Below are 16,558 nucleotides of genomic sequence, written 5' to 3' on the forward strand. Positions count from 1 at the left end.
GTCGCCAGCCCCTCTCGTCCGAGAGGGGCTGTTTAATACCGCCAGCGGTATTGCTGCAAATCGATCTGCCCACTGCCTGATACCTGTACCCCTTCACTGAGCAAGGCCTGACGTTGACGCTGTAAATCAGGGCCAGTTAAGGAGATCGCCCCGTGGCGGTTTACGACCCGATGCCAGGGCAGCGTGCTCCCTTCCGGCAGCCGTTTAAGTACGCCACCTACCTGTCGCGCAGCGCGCGGAGAACCGGCCAGCCGTGCCACCTCGCCATAGGTGGTGACACTACCTTCGGGAATCGAGGCCACTATCTGCCAGACCCGCTGGGGAAAAGAGTCGTGCTCGTCCATTTTTTGCTCCTGTGTAGCGAGCATGATAAAGAATATTCGACATACCAGGAAGAAAGCGCGCACTCTGTAAACGCTTTGCGCAATAAACCATCACCCGGACGCCGTTAACTTGCAATTGCTATCTGGTACAGTGATAATGCGCCAGCGCGTTGGTTAACAACGCTCTCAATGGGGGGCTCTGTTGGTTCTCCCGCAACGCTACTCTGTTCACCAGGTCAGGTCCGGAAGGAAGCAGCCAGGGCAGACGACGTGTGTGCCGGGATGTAGCTGGCAGGGCCCCCCACCCATTTCTGCCTTCCGCAAAATTCCTCGTCTCCATCCATCATTCAGCATTTTCATGCCGCAGGCTCGTTTACCCATGGCATTAGTCATCACATGATATATTTCTGAGCTGCCCTGTTTATTTCGTTAATTGTCATCATACTGAAATGTGGTTGTCATTATTTTGTCACAAATGGTGTGCAGGGTAAGTGTGACATTTTTATGATATATAAGCAGGCAATATATATCTGGATAATAATGATAACTTCGTGTATTAATTTAACAAATTGATGTCAAGGACGTAGCCACCATGACCACTGCCGTGCTGAATGTAAAAATTGACGAAGCGCTAAAAGAGAAGCTTCGTCATTACGCAGAAGTGAATAATGAGAATCTCAGCGTTACCACAGAGAAACTGCTGCAAATGGCCTTTGCTGTAGCAGACGAGGCGGGAGTAACGGAAGAGGATATCGACAATCAACATACGGAAGAAGAGAGCGTAGCACCTTTTACTCCTAAAGAAATCAAAGCATTAAGAAAAATTCTGAAGAAGAAAAAAATGAAACAGTATCAGCAATCAACCGCCAGCAGCTACTCGGAAGCTTGCACGCTTCTGCGCTCTGGCTATGTCAAACATGTCCGCCTGGGCTGGGATGTTGGCAGTGATGAGTTCTTTCGAATTGCGTCTGACTGGTGTGATACCGGCGCAAAAATAAAGAAAGAAGGCGATAGTTTTGTTATTTCCCTGAAAGGTTTCCCTATCCCTGCTCAGCACTGATTTCCTTCCTGCTGAAAATGTCTGACTGTAACCGTTACAGTCAGACATTTTTAAATCGTCCTTACTGCATCGTTATTTGTGCACCCGCTCACTTTTTCCCGGTAATAAAACTCGTCGTTGCAGCCGCTTCCATTGCGGACAGGTAATTATACAAGTGTGCGTTTTAATGATTGTCCGCTTGTATTCAGGGCCAACCACAGCGGCTTGATCCGCACCAGCGCACTTTCCAGCTCAGCAGGTTCCAGCGAAAAGGGCATCCGCAGATAGCGGTCAAAGGCTCCGGAAAGGCCAAAGCGCGTACCGGTGCCCAGATGAATACCTGCCGCTTCGGCGCGGGCAGCCAGTTGGGTGGCCAGCATATCCGGCAACTCCACCCAATAGGAGAGCCCGCCTTCCGGCATCTGGAAACGCCACTGCGGAAAATGTTCCCGCAGTAACGCCGCACAGCAATCGCGTCGCTCGCGTAGCATCTGCCGCCGCGCCGGTAAAAAGGTGTCGCCATTCTCAATCAACCACAGGGTGGCCAGCTGCTCCAGCAGCGGCGAGCCAAGATCGAGCGTATCGCGGGTTTGCGCCAGGGTCGCAATAGTGCGCGCCGGAGCGCGAACCCAGCCCAGACGCAGGCCTCCCCAAAAACTTTTTCCCGCCGAGCCGAGGGTAATGACATTGCCGTTCGGGCAGAAGGAGGCCAGCGGCGGCGGGGGAGGGGTATCGAACCAGAGATCGACCATGGTTTCATCCACCACCAGCGTGGTGCGGGCCCGGGCAGCAATGGCGGCGATGGACTCACGGCTGGCCGCGTCCATGCAGCGGCCGGTGGGATTGTGAAAGTCCGGCATCAGGTACGCCAGCCGCGGCGCGGTCTGGGCGAGGGTGGCGGCAAAGCCGTCGATATCCCAGCCGGTGTGCGGTAGCGATACGCCAACCGGCCGGCAGGAGGCGCCCTGGATAGCGGCGATAGCCAGCGGGTAGGTAGGGTGATCCACCACCACCCGATCGCCGGGGCCGGTGAACATCCGCAGCACCAGCGCCAGCCCGCTGACCGCACCGTTAACCACCATCACCTCTTCCGGTCGGGTAGGCAGTCCACGTGCGGTGTAGCGCGCGGCGATGGCCTCGCGCAGCGCCAGCAGTCCCAGCTGGTCGTAGCCGGTTTGCGTCAGATGCTGCGTAATGGCGGTCAGGGCGTGGGTATAGGCCTGATGGATCTCCGGCCCGGCACCCAGTGCTGCGGTGGAGAGATCCAACGCCGCGCTGGCGTTGGCGCGGGTCGGGGGCGTGCGGCTGTCGGGCAGGATCACCCGGGATCCGCTGCCATGGCGGCTTTCGAGGTAGCCTTCATCGCGCAGATGCGCAAGCGCGCTGCTGACGGTGGTACGACTCACCTCCAGGGTTAAGGCCAGCTCGCGTTCGCCCGGCAGGCGCGTATCCAGCGCCAGCCTGCCGTCGAGGATCAGCAGGCGGAGCGCATCGCCCAGCTGACGCCACAACGGGGTACGGGAGGTCTCCTGCTGCCAGTGGCCCAGCAGGCGAACTAATGACTGGCTTCCAAAACGACGCGATGACATATGCAGTCCACTTTTTCAAAACTGGACATTAATCATAGTGCCATTTCAGGTAATGATGAAAGCATAGCTAACCGGAGAAAGATCATGTTACGTCGATTACTTCAGCTTTACGTCGGATTAAGCCTGTATGGCCTGTCAACGGCGATGTTTGTACGAGCGGATCTGGGCGCCGATCCCTGGAATGTCTTCCACCTCGGGGTGGCAAAACTGCTGGCCATGGATATTGGCACCGTCATCATTCTGACCGGCGTGCTGGTGCTGCTGCTGTGGATCCCGCTGCGACTGCGTCCGGGGCTCGGCACCATCAGTAACGTGATTGCCATTGGCCTGGCTGCCGACGTCGCGCTGACGTTTATCCCGGCTATCGACTCCCTGATGGCGCGCAGCCTGTTGCTGGTCAGCGCGGTGATCGTCAATGCGCTGGCGACCGGCATGTATATCGGCGCCGGGTTTGGTGCCGGACCGCGCGACGGCCTGATGACCGGGATCAACGCCCGTACCGGCTGGTCGGTACGCAGCGTGCGCACGGCGATTGAGGTTTCAGTCCTGCTGCTTGGCTGGGTGCTGGGAGGCACATTTGGCGTGGGGACTGTGCTGTATGCCCTGAGCATTGGCCCGCTGATCCAGATCTGTCTGCCGTGGTTTCGTCAAAAGCCGCGCATCTTAGCCCCGCAGCCTGAGCGCGTTGTCTGATTTTGCGAAGCGCTCACATGCTTTACGCAGTGGGTTATGACAGAATACGCACATCAGTCATTGCAATGCGACGCGCATGAAAGCCATAACCCTTTACGATGTTGCCCGCCTGGCGGGCGTTTCCTATCAAACCGTCTCCCGGGTCATTAATGATGCGGCGCATGTCTCCGCCCGGACCCGGGAGAAAGTACTGCAGGCGATGGCCGAGCTGCACTATGTCCCTAACCGTGGCGCCCAGCAGCTGGCAGGAAAGCGCACCCGCACCCTGGGTCTGATCACCACCGATCTGGCCCTGCATGCTCCCTCGCAAATTGCTTCGGCGGTCAAGACCCGGGCAGGCGAGCGCGGGGCAAGCGTGTTGATCTCGATGGTCGAAAACCCGCAGCAGTGTCTGGCCGCCGTGCAGGAGCTGCTGGCCCAGCGCGTGGAGGGGTTGCTGGTCAACGTGCCGCTGGAGGACGAACTGGCAGAAAGCCTGCAGGCGCAGGCCGTTCCGGTGCCGGTACTCTTTCTCGATGTCTCACCCACCGCCCGGGTGCACAGCCTGGTGTTTGATGCCGAACAGGGGGCAACCCTTGGCGCGCAGCATCTGCTGACGCTGGGCCACCAGCGGATCGCCCTGCTCGGCGGGCCGCAAAGTTCCGTTTCTGCACGTGCCCGTCTGGCGGGCTGGCTCTCCACGCTGGCGGCAGCAGGCATAGAGCCCTGCGCCATTGCCCAGGGCGACTGGAGCGCCGCCTCGGGTTACGAGAAAGGCCATCAGCTGCTGGCCGGGGCCACGCTTCCGCAGGCGATCCTGGTGGCAAACGATCAGATGGCGCTCGGCGTGATGCGCGCCTGTGCTGAAAAGGGCATTACCGTGCCAGGCCAGCTCTCGATCGTGGGGTTTGACGACACCACTGACAGCGCCTGGTTTACTCCGCCGCTGACCACCGTTCGCCAGGCCTTTCGCGAGGCCGGGCTGCGCAGCGTGGAGTGGCTGCTGGCGCAGCAGGGGCACGCCGGGCAGGATCCCGCCCAAACTCGTCTTCCTGTTACCCTGATCGAGCGTCACTCCACCGCCCGGGAAGGGATCCCCCAGGGCAGTGACGATCTGGCCCAGCAGTTAAAATCCCTGGCCCTGCTGGCCGAACAGCTGGCGCGCCGCTAACGCTTTTGTGATCGCCATCGCTTCATGACGCTCTCCTGCTTTACCCTGTCACCCTGACAGGGCATTGTAGATAAAAATTGTGAGCGCTTCGCAAAGAGGTAACTATGTCCCATCCTGCTCCGCTGACACTCAGCACTTTGATAACTCGCCGTGACTGGGAAAACCCCGGTGTCACCCAATGGAATCGACTCCCTGCCCACGTGCCGCTCAACGGCTGGCGTGACGAGCAGACGGCGCGAGAGGAGGGGGACTCCTCTTCCGTTCGCTCGCTTAACGGCGACTGGCGGTTCAGTTTCTTTACTGCGCCAGAGCAGGTTCCCGACAGCTGGACGCAGAAGGATTGTGCGGATGCGGTGGTGATGCCGGTTCCCTCCAACTGGCAGATGCAGGGCTTTGACACCCCGATCTACACCAACGTGACCTATCCGATTGCGGTCAACCCACCGTTTGTACCGGCAGAGAATCCGACTGGTTGTTACTCGCTCACATTTGACATGGACGAAAGCTGGCTCGAGAGCGGGCAGACGCGGCTGGTGTTTGAGGGCGTCAACTCGGCGTTTTATCTGTGGTGCAACGGGCAGTGGGTCGGCTATTCCCAGGACAGCCGTCTGCCTGCGGAGTTTGACGTTTCCCCGTTCCTGCGCCCGGGCAGCAACCGCCTGGCGGTGATGGTGCTTCGCTGGTGCGACGGCAGCTACCTGGAAGATCAGGACATGTGGCGGATGAGCGGTATCTTCCGGGATGTGACCCTGCTGCATAAACCTGACACCCATATTGCCGATTACCATGTCGTCACCGAGCTGAACGCCGACTACGACCGCGCCCAACTGCAGCTGGCGCTGACCCTCGGCGGAGCCGACTACGCGGGCTGCGAGGTCAACGTCAATCTGTGGCGGGCAGGGGAGTGTATCGCCAGCGCTACCGGCACGCCGGGCTCGGCCATTGTCGACGAGCGCGGTCACTGGCAGGAGAGGGTGCATGTCTCCCTGAAGGTGGATCAACCGGCGCTGTGGAGCGCGGAAATCCCCGCCCTTTACCGTTTAACCCTCGTGCTGTGCGACGGGCAGGGCCAGGTGCTGGACGTTGAAGCCTGCGACGTCGGTTTCCGTCGGGTTGAAATCAGTAACGGGCTGCTGAAGCTCAACGGTAAGCCGCTGCTGATCCGCGGCGTGAACCGCCACGAGCATCATCCTGAGCGCGGGCAGGTGATGGACGAAGCCACCATGCGCCGCGACATTGAGCTGATGAAGCAGCACAACTTTAACGCCGTGCGCTGCTCGCACTATCCTAACCACCCGCTCTGGTATCGCCTGTGCGATCGTTACGGGCTGTATGTGGTGGATGAAGCCAACATCGAAACCCACGGCATGGTGCCGATGAGCCGTCTGGCCGACGATCCGCGCTGGCTGCCTGCCATGAGCGAGCGCGTTACCCGCATGGTGCAGCGCGATCGCAACCATCCGTCGATCATTATCTGGTCCCTGGGCAATGAGTCCGGTCACGGAGCCAATCACGACGCCCTTTATCGCTGGGTGAAGGCGACGGATCCCACCCGTCCGGTGCAGTATGAGGGCGGCGGGGCCAACACCGCGGCAACCGACATCGTCTGTCCGATGTATGCCCGCGTCGATCAGGATCAGCCCTTCCCGGCGGTACCGAAATGGTCCCTTAAAAAGTGGATAGGCATGCCGGATGAGACGCGTCCACTGATCCTCTGCGAGTATGCCCACGCGATGGGCAATAGCTTTGGCGGGTTCGCTAAATACTGGGATGCTTTCCGCAAACACCCTCGGCTGCAGGGCGGCTTCGTCTGGGACTGGGTGGACCAGGCGCTGACGAAGCATGACGAGCAGGGGAACCCCTTCTGGGCCTACGGTGGCGATTTTGGCGATAAACCTAACGACCGCCAGTTCTGTCTGAACGGGCTGGTGTTCCCGGATCGTACGCCGCATCCGGCCCTGTATGAGGCCCAGCGCGCCCAGCAATTCTTTACCTTTACGCTCATCAGCCACTCGCCGCTGGTGGTGGAGGTGCAAAGCGATTATCTCTTCCGCCAGACCGACAACGAGCAGCTGCGCTGGTCGGTGATGCGTGATGGCGAGGTGCTGGCCTCTGAAGTGGTGGCACTCAATATTCCTGCACAAGGTACGCAACGGCTGGCGATCGCGCTGCCGCAGTGGGCGACGGCACCGGGCGAGCTGTGGCTGAACGTTGAGGTATTCCAGCCCGCCGCCACGCCGTGGTCCGGAGAGAACCATCTCTGCGCCTGGGATCAATGGCCGCTTCCCGCTCCGTTATTCATCGCACCGCTGAAGGCTGCCGGGGTTACACCTCAGCTCACGCGTGAAGATGACGCGCTGGTGGTGACCCATCAGCAGCAGCGCTGGCAGTTTAACCGCGCCAGCGGCGATCTGACCCAGTGGTGGCGGGAGGGGGGAGGCGACGCTGCTTGCGCCGCTGACCGATAACTTTACCCGCGCCCCGTTGGACAATGATATCGGGGTCAGCGAAGCGACCCGCATCGATCCGAATGCCTGGGTGGAACGCTGGAAGGCCGCGGGGATGTACAGCCTGACGCCGCGCCTGCTGGAGTGCGACGGCGAGCAGCTGGAGCAGGCGGTGACCATCACTACACTGCATGCCTGGGAGCACGACAGCCAGGTTCTGTTCCTGAGCCGTAAATGCTGGCGCATCGACAGCCAGGGCGTACTGCACGGCGATGTTGAGGTGCAGGTGGCAAGCGACATGCCGGAGCCGGCGCGTATCGGGCTGAGCTGTCAGCTGGCGCAGGCACCGCAAACCGTGCGCTGGAGCGGCCTTGGGCCATATGAGAACTACCCGGATCGCAAGCTTGCCGCCCGCCAGGGGCGCTGGGAGTTGCCGCTGGCGGCACTGCATACCCCTTACATTTTCCCGACCGAAAACGGCCTGCGCTGTGATACCCGGCAGCTGAAACTGGGGCAGCATCAGCTGGACGGCGATTTCCACTTCGGCGTTAGTCGCTATAGCCAGACGCAGCTGCGCGAGACCTCTCATCACCATCTGTTACGGGAAGAGCCCGGCTGCTGGCTGAATCTGGATGCATTCCATATGGGCGTCGGCGGCGACGACTCCTGGAGCCCCAGCGTGTCGCCGGAGTTTATCCTGCAGGCGAAAAAGGTGCGTTACGCCTTTAGCTGGCAACAGAACTAAACTTAATCGCTGATGCGGTCGCGCCATGTGGCCGCACATTCACTTCGGAGGTTTATCTGATGAAGTATGTCGATGGTTTTGTGGTTGCCGTTCCCGCGAAAAATAAGGAGGCTTATCGCGAGCTGGCCGCGAAGGCCGCGCCGCTGTTTAAAGAGTTTGGCGCGCTTCGTATCGTGGAGTGTTGGGCAGATGACGTGCCCGACGGAAAATTAACGGACTTTCGCCTGGCGGTGAAGGCGGAAGAGAACGAAGAAGTGGTCTTCAGCTGGATCGAATACCCTTCCAGAGAGGTTCGCGATGAAGCGAACCGCAAGATGATGAGCGATCCCAGAATGAAAGAATTTGGCGAATCGATGCTGTTCGACGGTAAACGGATGATTTATGGCGGCTTCTCACCGCTGCTGGACGAATAATACTGATGCCCGGCGGTGCTTCCTGCCGGGCGTTACTGGTGTGCTTCCGGGTCGAGATTGTGCTCAGCCCACCGAATAAAGGCCTCTTTTGGCAGCGCTTTACTGTAAAACCAGCCCTGACCGTACTGCACGCCGTGGCGGCGCAGCCAGGTCAGCTGGCCTTCGGTTTCAATCCCTTCCGCCACCATATCCAGATCGAGCGATCGGGCCATCTCAATGATATGCGGCGTCACGTTTTTGTACTCCAGCGCGTCCACGAATGACTTATCGATTTTCAGGGTATCAACGTCCAGATCCTGCAGGTAGCTGAGGCTGGAGTAGCCGGTGCCAAAATCATCAATATAGACCGAGTGCCCTGAGCGCCGGAACCCGGCAATGGCGGGAGCGCTGACGGTGGGATCGGCAAATCCCCGCTCGGTAAGCTCCAGCGCAATCTGCGACGGCGGGATCTGCCATTGATTGAGAAGACGGCTCAGCAGCGGTGGCACCGTACCTGAGATCAAATCCGCGGGGGCAAGGTTAATCGAAACATGCTGATCCGGGTGCTGGCGCAGCCATTCGCCCATCTCCTCGAACACTTTTTCGATGATAAGCGTGGTTAGCTGATTCATCAGGCCAGTCTGCTCCGCCAGGGAGACGAAAATATCGGGGGGAGAGATAGCTGCCGTCCTGCTGCGGCCAGCGGGCAAGCGCTTCCGCCCCGGTCAGCCTGCCGCTGTTTAGCGCGACAATCGGCTGGAAATGAACCTGGAACTCCCGGGCGTTGATGGCATCCAGCAGGCGATGCCGGGGCGATTGCAGGCGGCGTAACACGCGCAAAACAAACCAGGCCGTCAATAAACTGATCAGCATGCCAAACGGCAGCCAGAAATAAAGCTGATGATGCCAGCTCTCTTTTAACGGCTTCAGGGACGCCCAGGCCACAATGGCAAACCCCAGGTCGGGCACGTTGTGGACATCGTACATCGCCCCGTTATGTTGAAAATGCGAGTTGCCATCCCGCTGCATTTGATTGAACACCTGCATATCCAGGCTGTTACTGCTGGCGAACACGATATTACGCCGGATACCGACCAGGGCAACGTCGATTGGCCAGGAGCCAAAAGGGATCACGTCGATCAGCGAGGCCGGGTCGATCATCACGATGTAATGGCCTGTGCCGATGGCGGCCATATAGCGCTTCAGGTTGAGATCGTTGTGTGAGGTAACCCAGGCCCGATAGCCATCGGGAGTGATCCGCAATGCCGGGGGAAAGGGGGCGGCCTGGCTCTCTTGTTCCAGCGAAGAGCAGCGCGGTTTGAGATCGTCAACGTAGATCACTTCCTGGATATAGCGCCAGGAGAAAGAGGCGCGGCGCATCACCAGCGCATGTTCGCGACTGCACGGGATCCCTTTGAAAGCCTTCATTTCGTTGAGCGCGGATTTGGCCTGAGTAATCACTTTGTCAGTACGAATCTGGACGCGCGAAGAGTAGTCGCTCAGATCGTCAACAAACTTATCTTCCGCATTACGGTGCGCCAGCCAGACGCTCAGGCAGACAGGCACAAGCACTGCAATAATGAGTACGCAGGTCACCACACTCACCAGGTGTCGGGTTGTCATGCTCCTGTTTCCTTTTTAAAACGCCGGGCGTGGGGCGCGCAAGTCGATGACATTAAAACGGAAAGCCACGTTGAAGTGTAGAACTATTTTAGGTGAGTTTACGAGCCGCTTATCCGTCGTGGGTTGTTTTTCCATTGTCACTCGGATATGCTAATTGTTATGTTATAACAATTCATTCGAGTAAGGGTAAATATGCAGGTTCTCAATTCATTGCGCAGTGCAAAACAACGTCATGCAGATTGCCAGATCGTCAAACGTAAGGGTCGGCTGTATGTGATTTGCAAATCCAACCCGCGCTTCAAGGCGGTGCAGGGGCGTAAGAAAAAACGTTAGGTCAGAACAGAAGGCTTGCCGCTAACAGTGAGACTGTCGGCGGCAGGTCTGCGCGGGCGTCAGGCGGCCACGCGGGAAAGGGTAAAGACGTCGTAGAAAGAGAGTTCGCCTTTGGTGGCGATCATTTTTTGCAGCTTCTCTTTTTGCTGCGACTCAACCTGCGGGGAGTGCAGAATACTGTCGATCAGCTGGTCCGGCACATAACGGGTGTTGTACCACTCGCCGTTGTAACAGACGCGAAAATCGAGCACATCAATATCTTCGTAGCGGTAGCGCGGATTAACGTCAAAGAAGAAGAAGGCGTTAAAGACGACAAACAATACCACCAGGAGCCAGACGGAACCGATCAGCGTGTCCGACTGCAGCATTACCACCAGCGTTGCCAGCCAGGCGGCATACATGGCGACAAACAGCCCCGGATGTTTGCGAATAAAGCTGATGCTAAAGCGCGGTTTGTTGTCACGCTTCTCGCGTACATTGAGGTCATCAATGGTCTCGGTAAGCAGGCGTTGTATCTCGGTCATCTTCTGCCCTTTCTCAAATCATCTTAAAACGGGGGATCCGTGTATTTTAAGTGACCACAATGTTTGTGGAAAGTAACAGTTACGCTAAGAAAAAACATAACAGTTGCCAGGAAAGGGCGGGTCAGATGATGGGGTGAATCTGTTCAGTGGATGTCACCCAATCAGCGTACAAATTTCCATACCGCGGTAGGAATTTTATCGTACAGCTTATTCATGGTGAGTTCAGCCAGGCGATGATCCGCTGCGGAATAGAATACCGCTAACTCATTATCAGAAAGCTCGTATTTATTTTTCTCAATCACACGTTCAAGGGTGTCAATTGACTGACAACGTCGCAAACGCATCAAATAATCAGTCTTGGTTAATGGTTTATCAGACATAAATTCACCTAATTGTTTGTAATAATTTTAACCGGAGTAGCTAACGGGTTAGCCCTGCTTGCATTGACAAAACAACGAAAAAGCCGATTGCCCGATTTACGCCATTTTTGCAAATCCTGCGCGTTAATGCCGTAGCTGCTGAATAACATAAAAGTGTCATCCAGGTATTCGTCAATTTGCTCAATCAACTTATTATCTTCGTTATACTTAATTTTATAATTAAGGGCGAAGGTTGCTATATGCTCAATCAACTCGTTTAGCTGCAAATTTATGGCAGACGTAGGGTCATTGACCCAGCCATGGTTGCTTTCATCGAGATTGGAAAGGCAGTCATGGTACAGGGATTCACAAAGGAATTTCAACTGTGCAATATCTTGCCTTTTGGGCGAGTATTCGTCCATAGCGTATCCCCTTTTTGAGTGATTTTTTACTCACCGAACATCGTTGTCGGGAAGGGTACAACTGACTTAGCGTCAACGGCTACTGTTATGCCTCTTGCCTTTAACTATAATCTACTCTGATCAGGATTTCACCGCGCTATTACGAAAAATTACAATTACGCAGCAGTTTAAAGAGTCTCACGGATACTATGTTATATATTGTTTAATCCTGATGGCGATCCTGTCTTATCACCAGACGCGGTTTTTTAGTCGTTTCTATAATCGCAACCAGGCGCGATCATATACAAAAAAACACCAGGAATACTCTTAATAACTAAGAAGCAACGCAAGAATTTGAGAATTTGTGTAAGAGGATTGGGTTAAATATGATAAGTCGTTTAAAGGTGACATAAAATATATAAACCGCCAATAAGCTTATTTTATGATTTTCAATTGCCAAAAAAAAGGCCGCAAATGCGGCCTTTTTAGCTGTTAACAGCAGGATCCTGGTGTCTTAAACCGGATGTTTGTGTTCGACATCTTCGTTTTTACGGCTGAAACGACGACGTACCACCACAAAGAAGACCGGAACGAAGAAGATCGCCAGGATGGTCGCGGTCACCATGCCGCCCATTACGCCAGTACCTACGGCGTTCTGCGAACCGGAGCCTGCACCCGAGCTGATGACCAGCGGCATAACCCCGAGGATAAATGCCAGGGAGGTCATCAGAATTGGACGCAGACGCATACGAACCGCTTCCAGAGTAGCTTCGATAAGCCCTTTGCCCTCTTTATCCATCAGATCTTTGGCGAATTCCACGATAAGTATCGCGTTCTTCGCCGACAAGCCAATGGTTGTCAGCAGGCCTACCTGGAAGTACACGTCATTACCCAGACCACGGAACGTGGCCGCCAACAGGGCGCCAATGACCCCCAGTGGTACAACCAGCATAACGGAGAACGGAATCGACCAGCTCTCATACAGCGCCGCCAGACAGAGGAATACCACGATCAGGGAGATGGCATACAGGGCAGGGGCCTGGTTGCCGGACAGACGTTCCTGATAGGACATCCCCGTCCAGTCGTAGCCGATACCCGCCGGCAGTTTCTGTGCCAGCTGTTCCATCAGGTCCATGGCTTCACCGGTACTTCTGCCCGGTGCCGCCTGACCCAGGATCTCCATCGATGGCAGACCGTTGTAACGCTCCAGACGCGGCGAGCCGTATTCCCAGCGTGAGGTGGAGAAGGCGGCGAATGGCACCATCTGCCCGTTGCTGCCGCGAACGTACCAGTTATTGATATCGCCCGGCAACATACGGTACTGCGCCTCAGACATCACGTACACCTTCTTCACACGACCGCGGTCGATGAAGTCGTTGACGTAGCTACCGCCCCAGGCTGCGCCCAGCGTGGTATTGATGTCACTGATAGAGACGCCCAGCGCCTGGGCTTTTTCCTGATCGATATCCACTTTGAACTGCGGCGTATCTTCCAGGCCGTTAGGACGCACGCCCACCAGCAGCTCAGGATGTTTTGCCACTTCGCCAAACAACTGGTTACGCGCCTGAGTCAGTTTTTCATGGCCCAGACCGCCCTGGTCGATAAGCTGGAAGTCAAAGCCGGTCGCCGTACCCAGCTCAACGATCGCTGGCAGGTTAAAGGCAAAGACCATCGCATCTTTGATCTGCGAGAAAGTGCCCATCGCACGGCCAGTAATGGCTTCAACCTTGTTCTCTTCGCCCGGACGCTCGGCCCAGTCTTTCAGAGAAACGAAGGCAATACCGGTGTTCTGGCCACGACCAGCAAAGCCGAAGCCGTTAACCGCAAACACCGATTCAACGTTGGCTTTCTCTTTGGTGAGGTAGTAATCCGTCACCTCATCCAGCACTTTCTGGGTACGTTCCTGGGATGCACCTGCTGGCAGCTGGGCCATGGTCAGGAATACGCCCTGGTCTTCGTCCGGCAGGAAGGAGGTTGGCAGACGAACGAACAGGTATGCCATGCCGACCACGATGATGATATAGAGCAGCAGATAACGACCGGTGCTGCGCAGGATGTTGCCCACGCTGTCGGTGTAGTGGTGCGTGCTCTTATCGAACATGCGGTTAAACCAGCCGAAGAAGCCTTTTTTTGTTTTCGCCGTGATCGCCTTTTGCCACCGGTTTCAACATGGTGGCGCACAGTGCCGGGGTCAGGATCAACGCAACCAGTACCGACAGGGCCATTGCCGAAACGATAGTGATTGAGAACTGACGATAGATCGCACCGGTAGAGCCACCGAAGAAGGCCATCGGGATAAATACCGCCGACAGCACCATGGCGATACCGACCAGCGCGCCCTGGATCTGACCCATCGATTTACGGGTCGCTTCCTTCGGCGGTAGCCCTTCTTCGGACATCACACGCTCGACGTTTTCCACCACCACGATGGCGTCATCCACGAGCAGGCCTATCGCCAGCACCATCCCGAACATCGTCAGGGTGTTTATCGAGAAGCCGAAGGCCGAGAGGATCGCGAAGGTCCCCAACAGAACGACCGGCACGGCGATGGTTGGAATCAGCGTCGCGCGGAAGTTTTGCAGGAACAGATACATCACCAGGAAGACCAGGATGATCGCTTCCACCAGCGTTTTGATTACCTCGTGAATAGAGATTTTCACAAACGGCGTGGTGTCATACGGGTAAACGATTTTCAGGCCTGACGGGAAGAAAGGTTCCATTTTCTTCAGTTCGGCACGGATCGCTTCAGCGGTATCCAGGGCGTTAGCACCGGTTGCCAGTTTAATCCCCAGACCGGAAGCCGGCTGGCCGTTAAACTTGGCGATGACGTCGTAGTTCTCACCGCCCAGCTCTACCTTCGCCACGTCACGCAGGCGAACCTGAGAACCGTCCGGATTCACTTTCAGCAGGATTTTGCTGAACTCATCTGCCGAGGTCAGACGGGTCTGCGCGATGATCGAGGCGTTTAGCTGCTGGCCTTTGACCGGCGGCGTACCGCCTAACTGACCGGCCGCCACCTGGGCGTTCTGCGCTTTGATCGCGGTAATCACGTCTACTGGCGTCAGCTGGAAGTTGTTCAGCTTGTTCGGATCCATCCAGATACGCATCGCGTACTGGGAACCGAACAGCTGCACGTCACCCACGCCTGAAGTACGGCTGATGGCGTCCTTCATGTTGGCGCCCACGTAGTCGGAAATATCCTCCTGCGTCATGGTGCCGTTGGTGTTGATAACGCCGACAACCATCAGGAAGCTGCTGGAGGATTTCTCCACGCTTACACCCTGCTGTTGAACTTCCTGCGGCAGTAACGGCATAGCCAGCTGCAGTTTGTTCTGCACCTGAACCTGCGCGATGTCCGCATCCGTACCGGATTCGAAGGTCAGCGTGATCTGCACCGTACCGGTGGAGTCACTGTTGGAGGACATGTACATCAGGTTATCGATACCGTTCATGTTCTGTTCGATAACCTGAGTCACGGTGTCCTGCACCGTTTTGGCATCAGCCCCTGGGTAGGTTGCGGCGATTGAAATTGCTGGTGGCGCAATGGTTGGATATTGCGCGACTGGCAGCTTCAGGATCGCAAGTCCCCCGGCTAGCATGATGATGATGGCGATCACCCACGCAAAAATGGGGCGATCGATAAAGAAATTAGGCATGTCTTAACGGCTCCTGTTTAAGTTAAGACTTAGGTTGTTCTGACTGGCCGCCTGCGGAGGCTTGTTGTTGATTGTCAGACGTGACCTCTTGCGCTTTAACCTGGGCGCCCGGGCGAACTTTTTGTAAACCGGTAATAATGACGCGATCGCCATCTTTCAGACCGTCGGTGACCAGCCATTTGTCACCAATCGCCTGGGTGGCGGTGATCTGACGGACTTCGACTTTGTCTTCAGCGCCAATGACCATTGCACTGGCATCGCCGCGCGGCGTACGGGTCACACCCTGCTGTGGAACCAGCAATGCGGTTGGGTTAGTCCCTTCTTCCAGGCTTGCACGAACGAACATACCCGGTAACAGCGTATGGTTCGGGTTCGGGAAGATGGCGCGCAGGGTGATAGAACCGGTGGTCTGATCGACCGTTACGTCAGAAAACTCGAGGCTGCCGGCCTGAGGGAACTTGATGCCGTCGCTGGTAACCAGCTCCACTTTCGCTTTGCCGTTTTCCTGCTTCAGGGTGCCGTTTTCGAGCTCCTGTTTCAGACGCAGGAAATCATTGCTCGACTGGGTGACATCGACATAGATCGGGTCAAGCTGCTGCACGGTAGCCAGCGCGTTGGTCTGGCCGCTCTGCACCAGGGCACCTTCGGTCACGGACGATTTGCCAATGCGACCGCTGATAGGCGAGGTCACTTTGGTATAGGCCAGGTTAATACGTGCGGTTTCAACGGCGGCTTTCGCAGCGGTAACGGCAGCGTTAGCCTGCTGGGCATCGGCCTGGGCACTATCGTATTCCTGTTGGCTGATGTACTGAGTACCCAACAGTTTCTGATAACGGCTGACGGTCAGCTGGGCAATTTTCGCCGCAGCCTGGGCTTTAGCCAGATCGCCTTTTGCACTTTCGTAATTAGCCTGATAGGTAGCGGGATCAATCTGATACAGAGAATCACCTGCTTTAACATCACCACCTTCCGTAAAATTACGTTTCAGGATGATGCCACTCACCTGTGGACGCACTTCAGCAATGCGGTAAGCGCTGGTTCGGCCGGGTAATTCTGTTGTTATCTGGAGAGGTTCGGATTTGAGCGTCACGACGCCAACTTCTGGCACCTGCTGAGCCCCTTGTTGAGCCTGTTTTTCGTCACATCCTGTAAGCGCTAAGCTGCCTGAGAGCATCAGAACGATCGCCAGAGGCGTTAACCCTCTGTTTTTGTTCATATGTAAACCTCGAGTTTCCGATTTCAAATTGATCAATGGATCACGCGTCCACAAACCCATTGCTGCGT

General features: G+C 56.4%; 10 protein-coding genes, 1 other RNA gene and 5 pseudogenes. 8 read left to right on the forward strand and 8 right to left on the reverse strand.

Annotated features, from left to right (window positions below; all coding sequences use genetic code 11):
- Window positions 1-32: 32 nt before the first annotated feature.
- Window positions 33-387 (reverse strand): annotated as a pseudogene (locus AAHB66_RS05125) (MGMT family protein).
- Window positions 388-523: 136 nt separating this feature from the next.
- Here AAHB66_RS05125 and ffs point away from each other — a divergent pair.
- The 3 genes and pseudogenes from ffs (at window position 524) to AAHB66_RS05140 (ending at window position 1,383) form a co-directional block, all read left to right on the forward strand.
- An RNA gene (gene ffs / locus AAHB66_RS05130) (signal recognition particle sRNA small type) lies at window positions 524-620 on the forward strand.
- Between the two features lie 295 nt (window positions 621-915).
- Window positions 916-1,164 (forward strand): annotated as a pseudogene (locus AAHB66_RS05135) (hypothetical protein); the annotation flags it as partial.
- Window positions 1,165-1,383 carry a hypothetical protein gene (locus tag AAHB66_RS05140; RefSeq protein WP_142488454.1) on the forward strand — a complete coding sequence of 73 codons (219 nt, stop codon included), beginning with the start codon at window positions 1,165-1,167 and terminating at the stop codon, window positions 1,381-1,383.
- Between the two features lie 146 nt (window positions 1,384-1,529).
- On the opposite strand, the gene AAHB66_RS05145 is transcribed toward AAHB66_RS05140, so the two are convergent.
- Window positions 1,530-2,951: a PLP-dependent aminotransferase family protein gene (locus tag AAHB66_RS05145; RefSeq protein ID WP_347115411.1), complete on the reverse strand. Its 1,422-nt coding sequence runs from the start codon at window positions 2,949-2,951 to the stop codon at window positions 1,530-1,532.
- A gap of 84 nt (window positions 2,952-3,035) precedes the next feature.
- Here AAHB66_RS05145 and AAHB66_RS05150 point away from each other — a divergent pair, with 84 nt between their 5' ends.
- From AAHB66_RS05150 to AAHB66_RS05165, 4 genes and pseudogenes are all read left to right on the forward strand, one after another.
- Window positions 3,036-3,644: a hypothetical protein gene (locus AAHB66_RS05150; protein WP_347115412.1), complete on the forward strand. Its 609-nt coding sequence runs from the start codon at window positions 3,036-3,038 to the stop codon at window positions 3,642-3,644.
- Window positions 3,645-3,720: 76 nt separating this feature from the next.
- Window positions 3,721-4,794, forward strand: coding sequence for a LacI family DNA-binding transcriptional regulator (locus AAHB66_RS05155; protein ID WP_347115413.1), 1,074 nt, complete (start codon window positions 3,721-3,723; stop codon window positions 4,792-4,794).
- 104 nt (window positions 4,795-4,898) lie between these two features.
- Window positions 4,899-7,986 (forward strand): annotated as a pseudogene (locus AAHB66_RS05160) (beta-galactosidase).
- Between the two features lie 59 nt (window positions 7,987-8,045).
- Window positions 8,046-8,399, forward strand: coding sequence for a DUF1428 family protein (locus AAHB66_RS05165; protein ID WP_347115414.1), 354 nt, complete (start codon window positions 8,046-8,048; stop codon window positions 8,397-8,399).
- A 32-nt stretch (window positions 8,400-8,431) separates the two neighbouring features.
- Here AAHB66_RS05165 and AAHB66_RS05170 read toward each other — a convergent pair.
- Window positions 8,432-10,001: pseudogene (locus AAHB66_RS05170) on the reverse strand (EAL domain-containing protein).
- A gap of 192 nt (window positions 10,002-10,193) precedes the next feature.
- Here AAHB66_RS05170 and ykgO point away from each other — a divergent pair.
- On the forward strand, window positions 10,194-10,334 hold the full coding sequence (gene ykgO, locus AAHB66_RS05175) for a type B 50S ribosomal protein L36 (RefSeq protein WP_142488461.1): 141 nt from the start codon (window positions 10,194-10,196) through the stop codon (window positions 10,332-10,334).
- A gap of 59 nt (window positions 10,335-10,393) precedes the next feature.
- On the opposite strand, the gene AAHB66_RS05180 is transcribed toward ykgO, so the two are convergent.
- The 5 genes and pseudogenes from AAHB66_RS05180 to acrA form a co-directional block, all read right to left on the reverse strand.
- Window positions 10,394-10,858, reverse strand: coding sequence for a YlaC family protein (locus AAHB66_RS05180; protein ID WP_347115415.1), 465 nt, complete (start codon window positions 10,856-10,858; stop codon window positions 10,394-10,396).
- Between the two features lie 161 nt (window positions 10,859-11,019).
- On the reverse strand, window positions 11,020-11,238 hold the full coding sequence (locus AAHB66_RS05185; RefSeq protein WP_032616864.1) for an HHA domain-containing protein: 219 nt from the start codon (window positions 11,236-11,238) through the stop codon (window positions 11,020-11,022).
- An 8-nt stretch (window positions 11,239-11,246) separates the two neighbouring features.
- Window positions 11,247-11,639, reverse strand: a complete 393-nt coding sequence (gene tomB, locus AAHB66_RS05190) for an Hha toxicity modulator TomB (RefSeq protein ID WP_333850968.1) — start codon at window positions 11,637-11,639, stop codon at window positions 11,247-11,249.
- A gap of 493 nt (window positions 11,640-12,132) precedes the next feature.
- Window positions 12,133-15,274 (reverse strand): annotated as a pseudogene (gene acrB, locus AAHB66_RS05195) (multidrug efflux RND transporter permease subunit AcrB).
- Between the two features lie 22 nt (window positions 15,275-15,296).
- Complete coding sequence (acrA, locus tag AAHB66_RS05200; protein ID WP_337016271.1) at window positions 15,297-16,490, reverse strand: multidrug efflux RND transporter periplasmic adaptor subunit AcrA; 1,194 nt, start codon at window positions 16,488-16,490, stop codon at window positions 15,297-15,299.
- Between the last annotated feature and the right edge of the window lie 68 nt (window positions 16,491-16,558).

Origin of the sequence: Leclercia sp. S52 (assembly GCF_039727615.1) — a bacterium.
Lineage (GTDB): Bacteria > Pseudomonadota > Gammaproteobacteria > Enterobacterales > Enterobacteriaceae > Enterobacter > Enterobacter adecarboxylatus_B.

Bases quoted from the DNA above. Each gene is read 5' to 3' on its own strand.
- AAHB66_RS05140 (WP_142488454.1), top strand. From the start codon at position 1,165: ATGAAACAGTATCAGCAATCAACCGCCAGCAGCTACTCGGAAGCTTGC.
- AAHB66_RS05145 (WP_347115411.1), bottom strand. From the start codon at position 2,951: ATGTCATCGCGTCGTTTTGGAAGCCAGTCATTAGTTCGCCTGCTGGGC.
- AAHB66_RS05150 (WP_347115412.1), top strand. From the start codon at position 3,036: ATGTTACGTCGATTACTTCAGCTTTACGTCGGATTAAGCCTGTATGGC.
- AAHB66_RS05155 (WP_347115413.1), top strand. From the start codon at position 3,721: ATGAAAGCCATAACCCTTTACGATGTTGCCCGCCTGGCGGGCGTTTCC.
- AAHB66_RS05165 (WP_347115414.1), top strand. From the start codon at position 8,046: ATGAAGTATGTCGATGGTTTTGTGGTTGCCGTTCCCGCGAAAAATAAG.
- ykgO (WP_142488461.1), top strand. From the start codon at position 10,194: ATGCAGGTTCTCAATTCATTGCGCAGTGCAAAACAACGTCATGCAGAT.
- AAHB66_RS05180 (WP_347115415.1), bottom strand. From the start codon at position 10,858: ATGACCGAGATACAACGCCTGCTTACCGAGACCATTGATGACCTCAAT.
- AAHB66_RS05185 (WP_032616864.1), bottom strand. From the start codon at position 11,238: ATGTCTGATAAACCATTAACCAAGACTGATTATTTGATGCGTTTGCGA.
- tomB (WP_333850968.1), bottom strand. From the start codon at position 11,639: ATGGACGAATACTCGCCCAAAAGGCAAGATATTGCACAGTTGAAATTC.
- acrA (WP_337016271.1), bottom strand. From the start codon at position 16,490: ATGAACAAAAACAGAGGGTTAACGCCTCTGGCGATCGTTCTGATGCTC.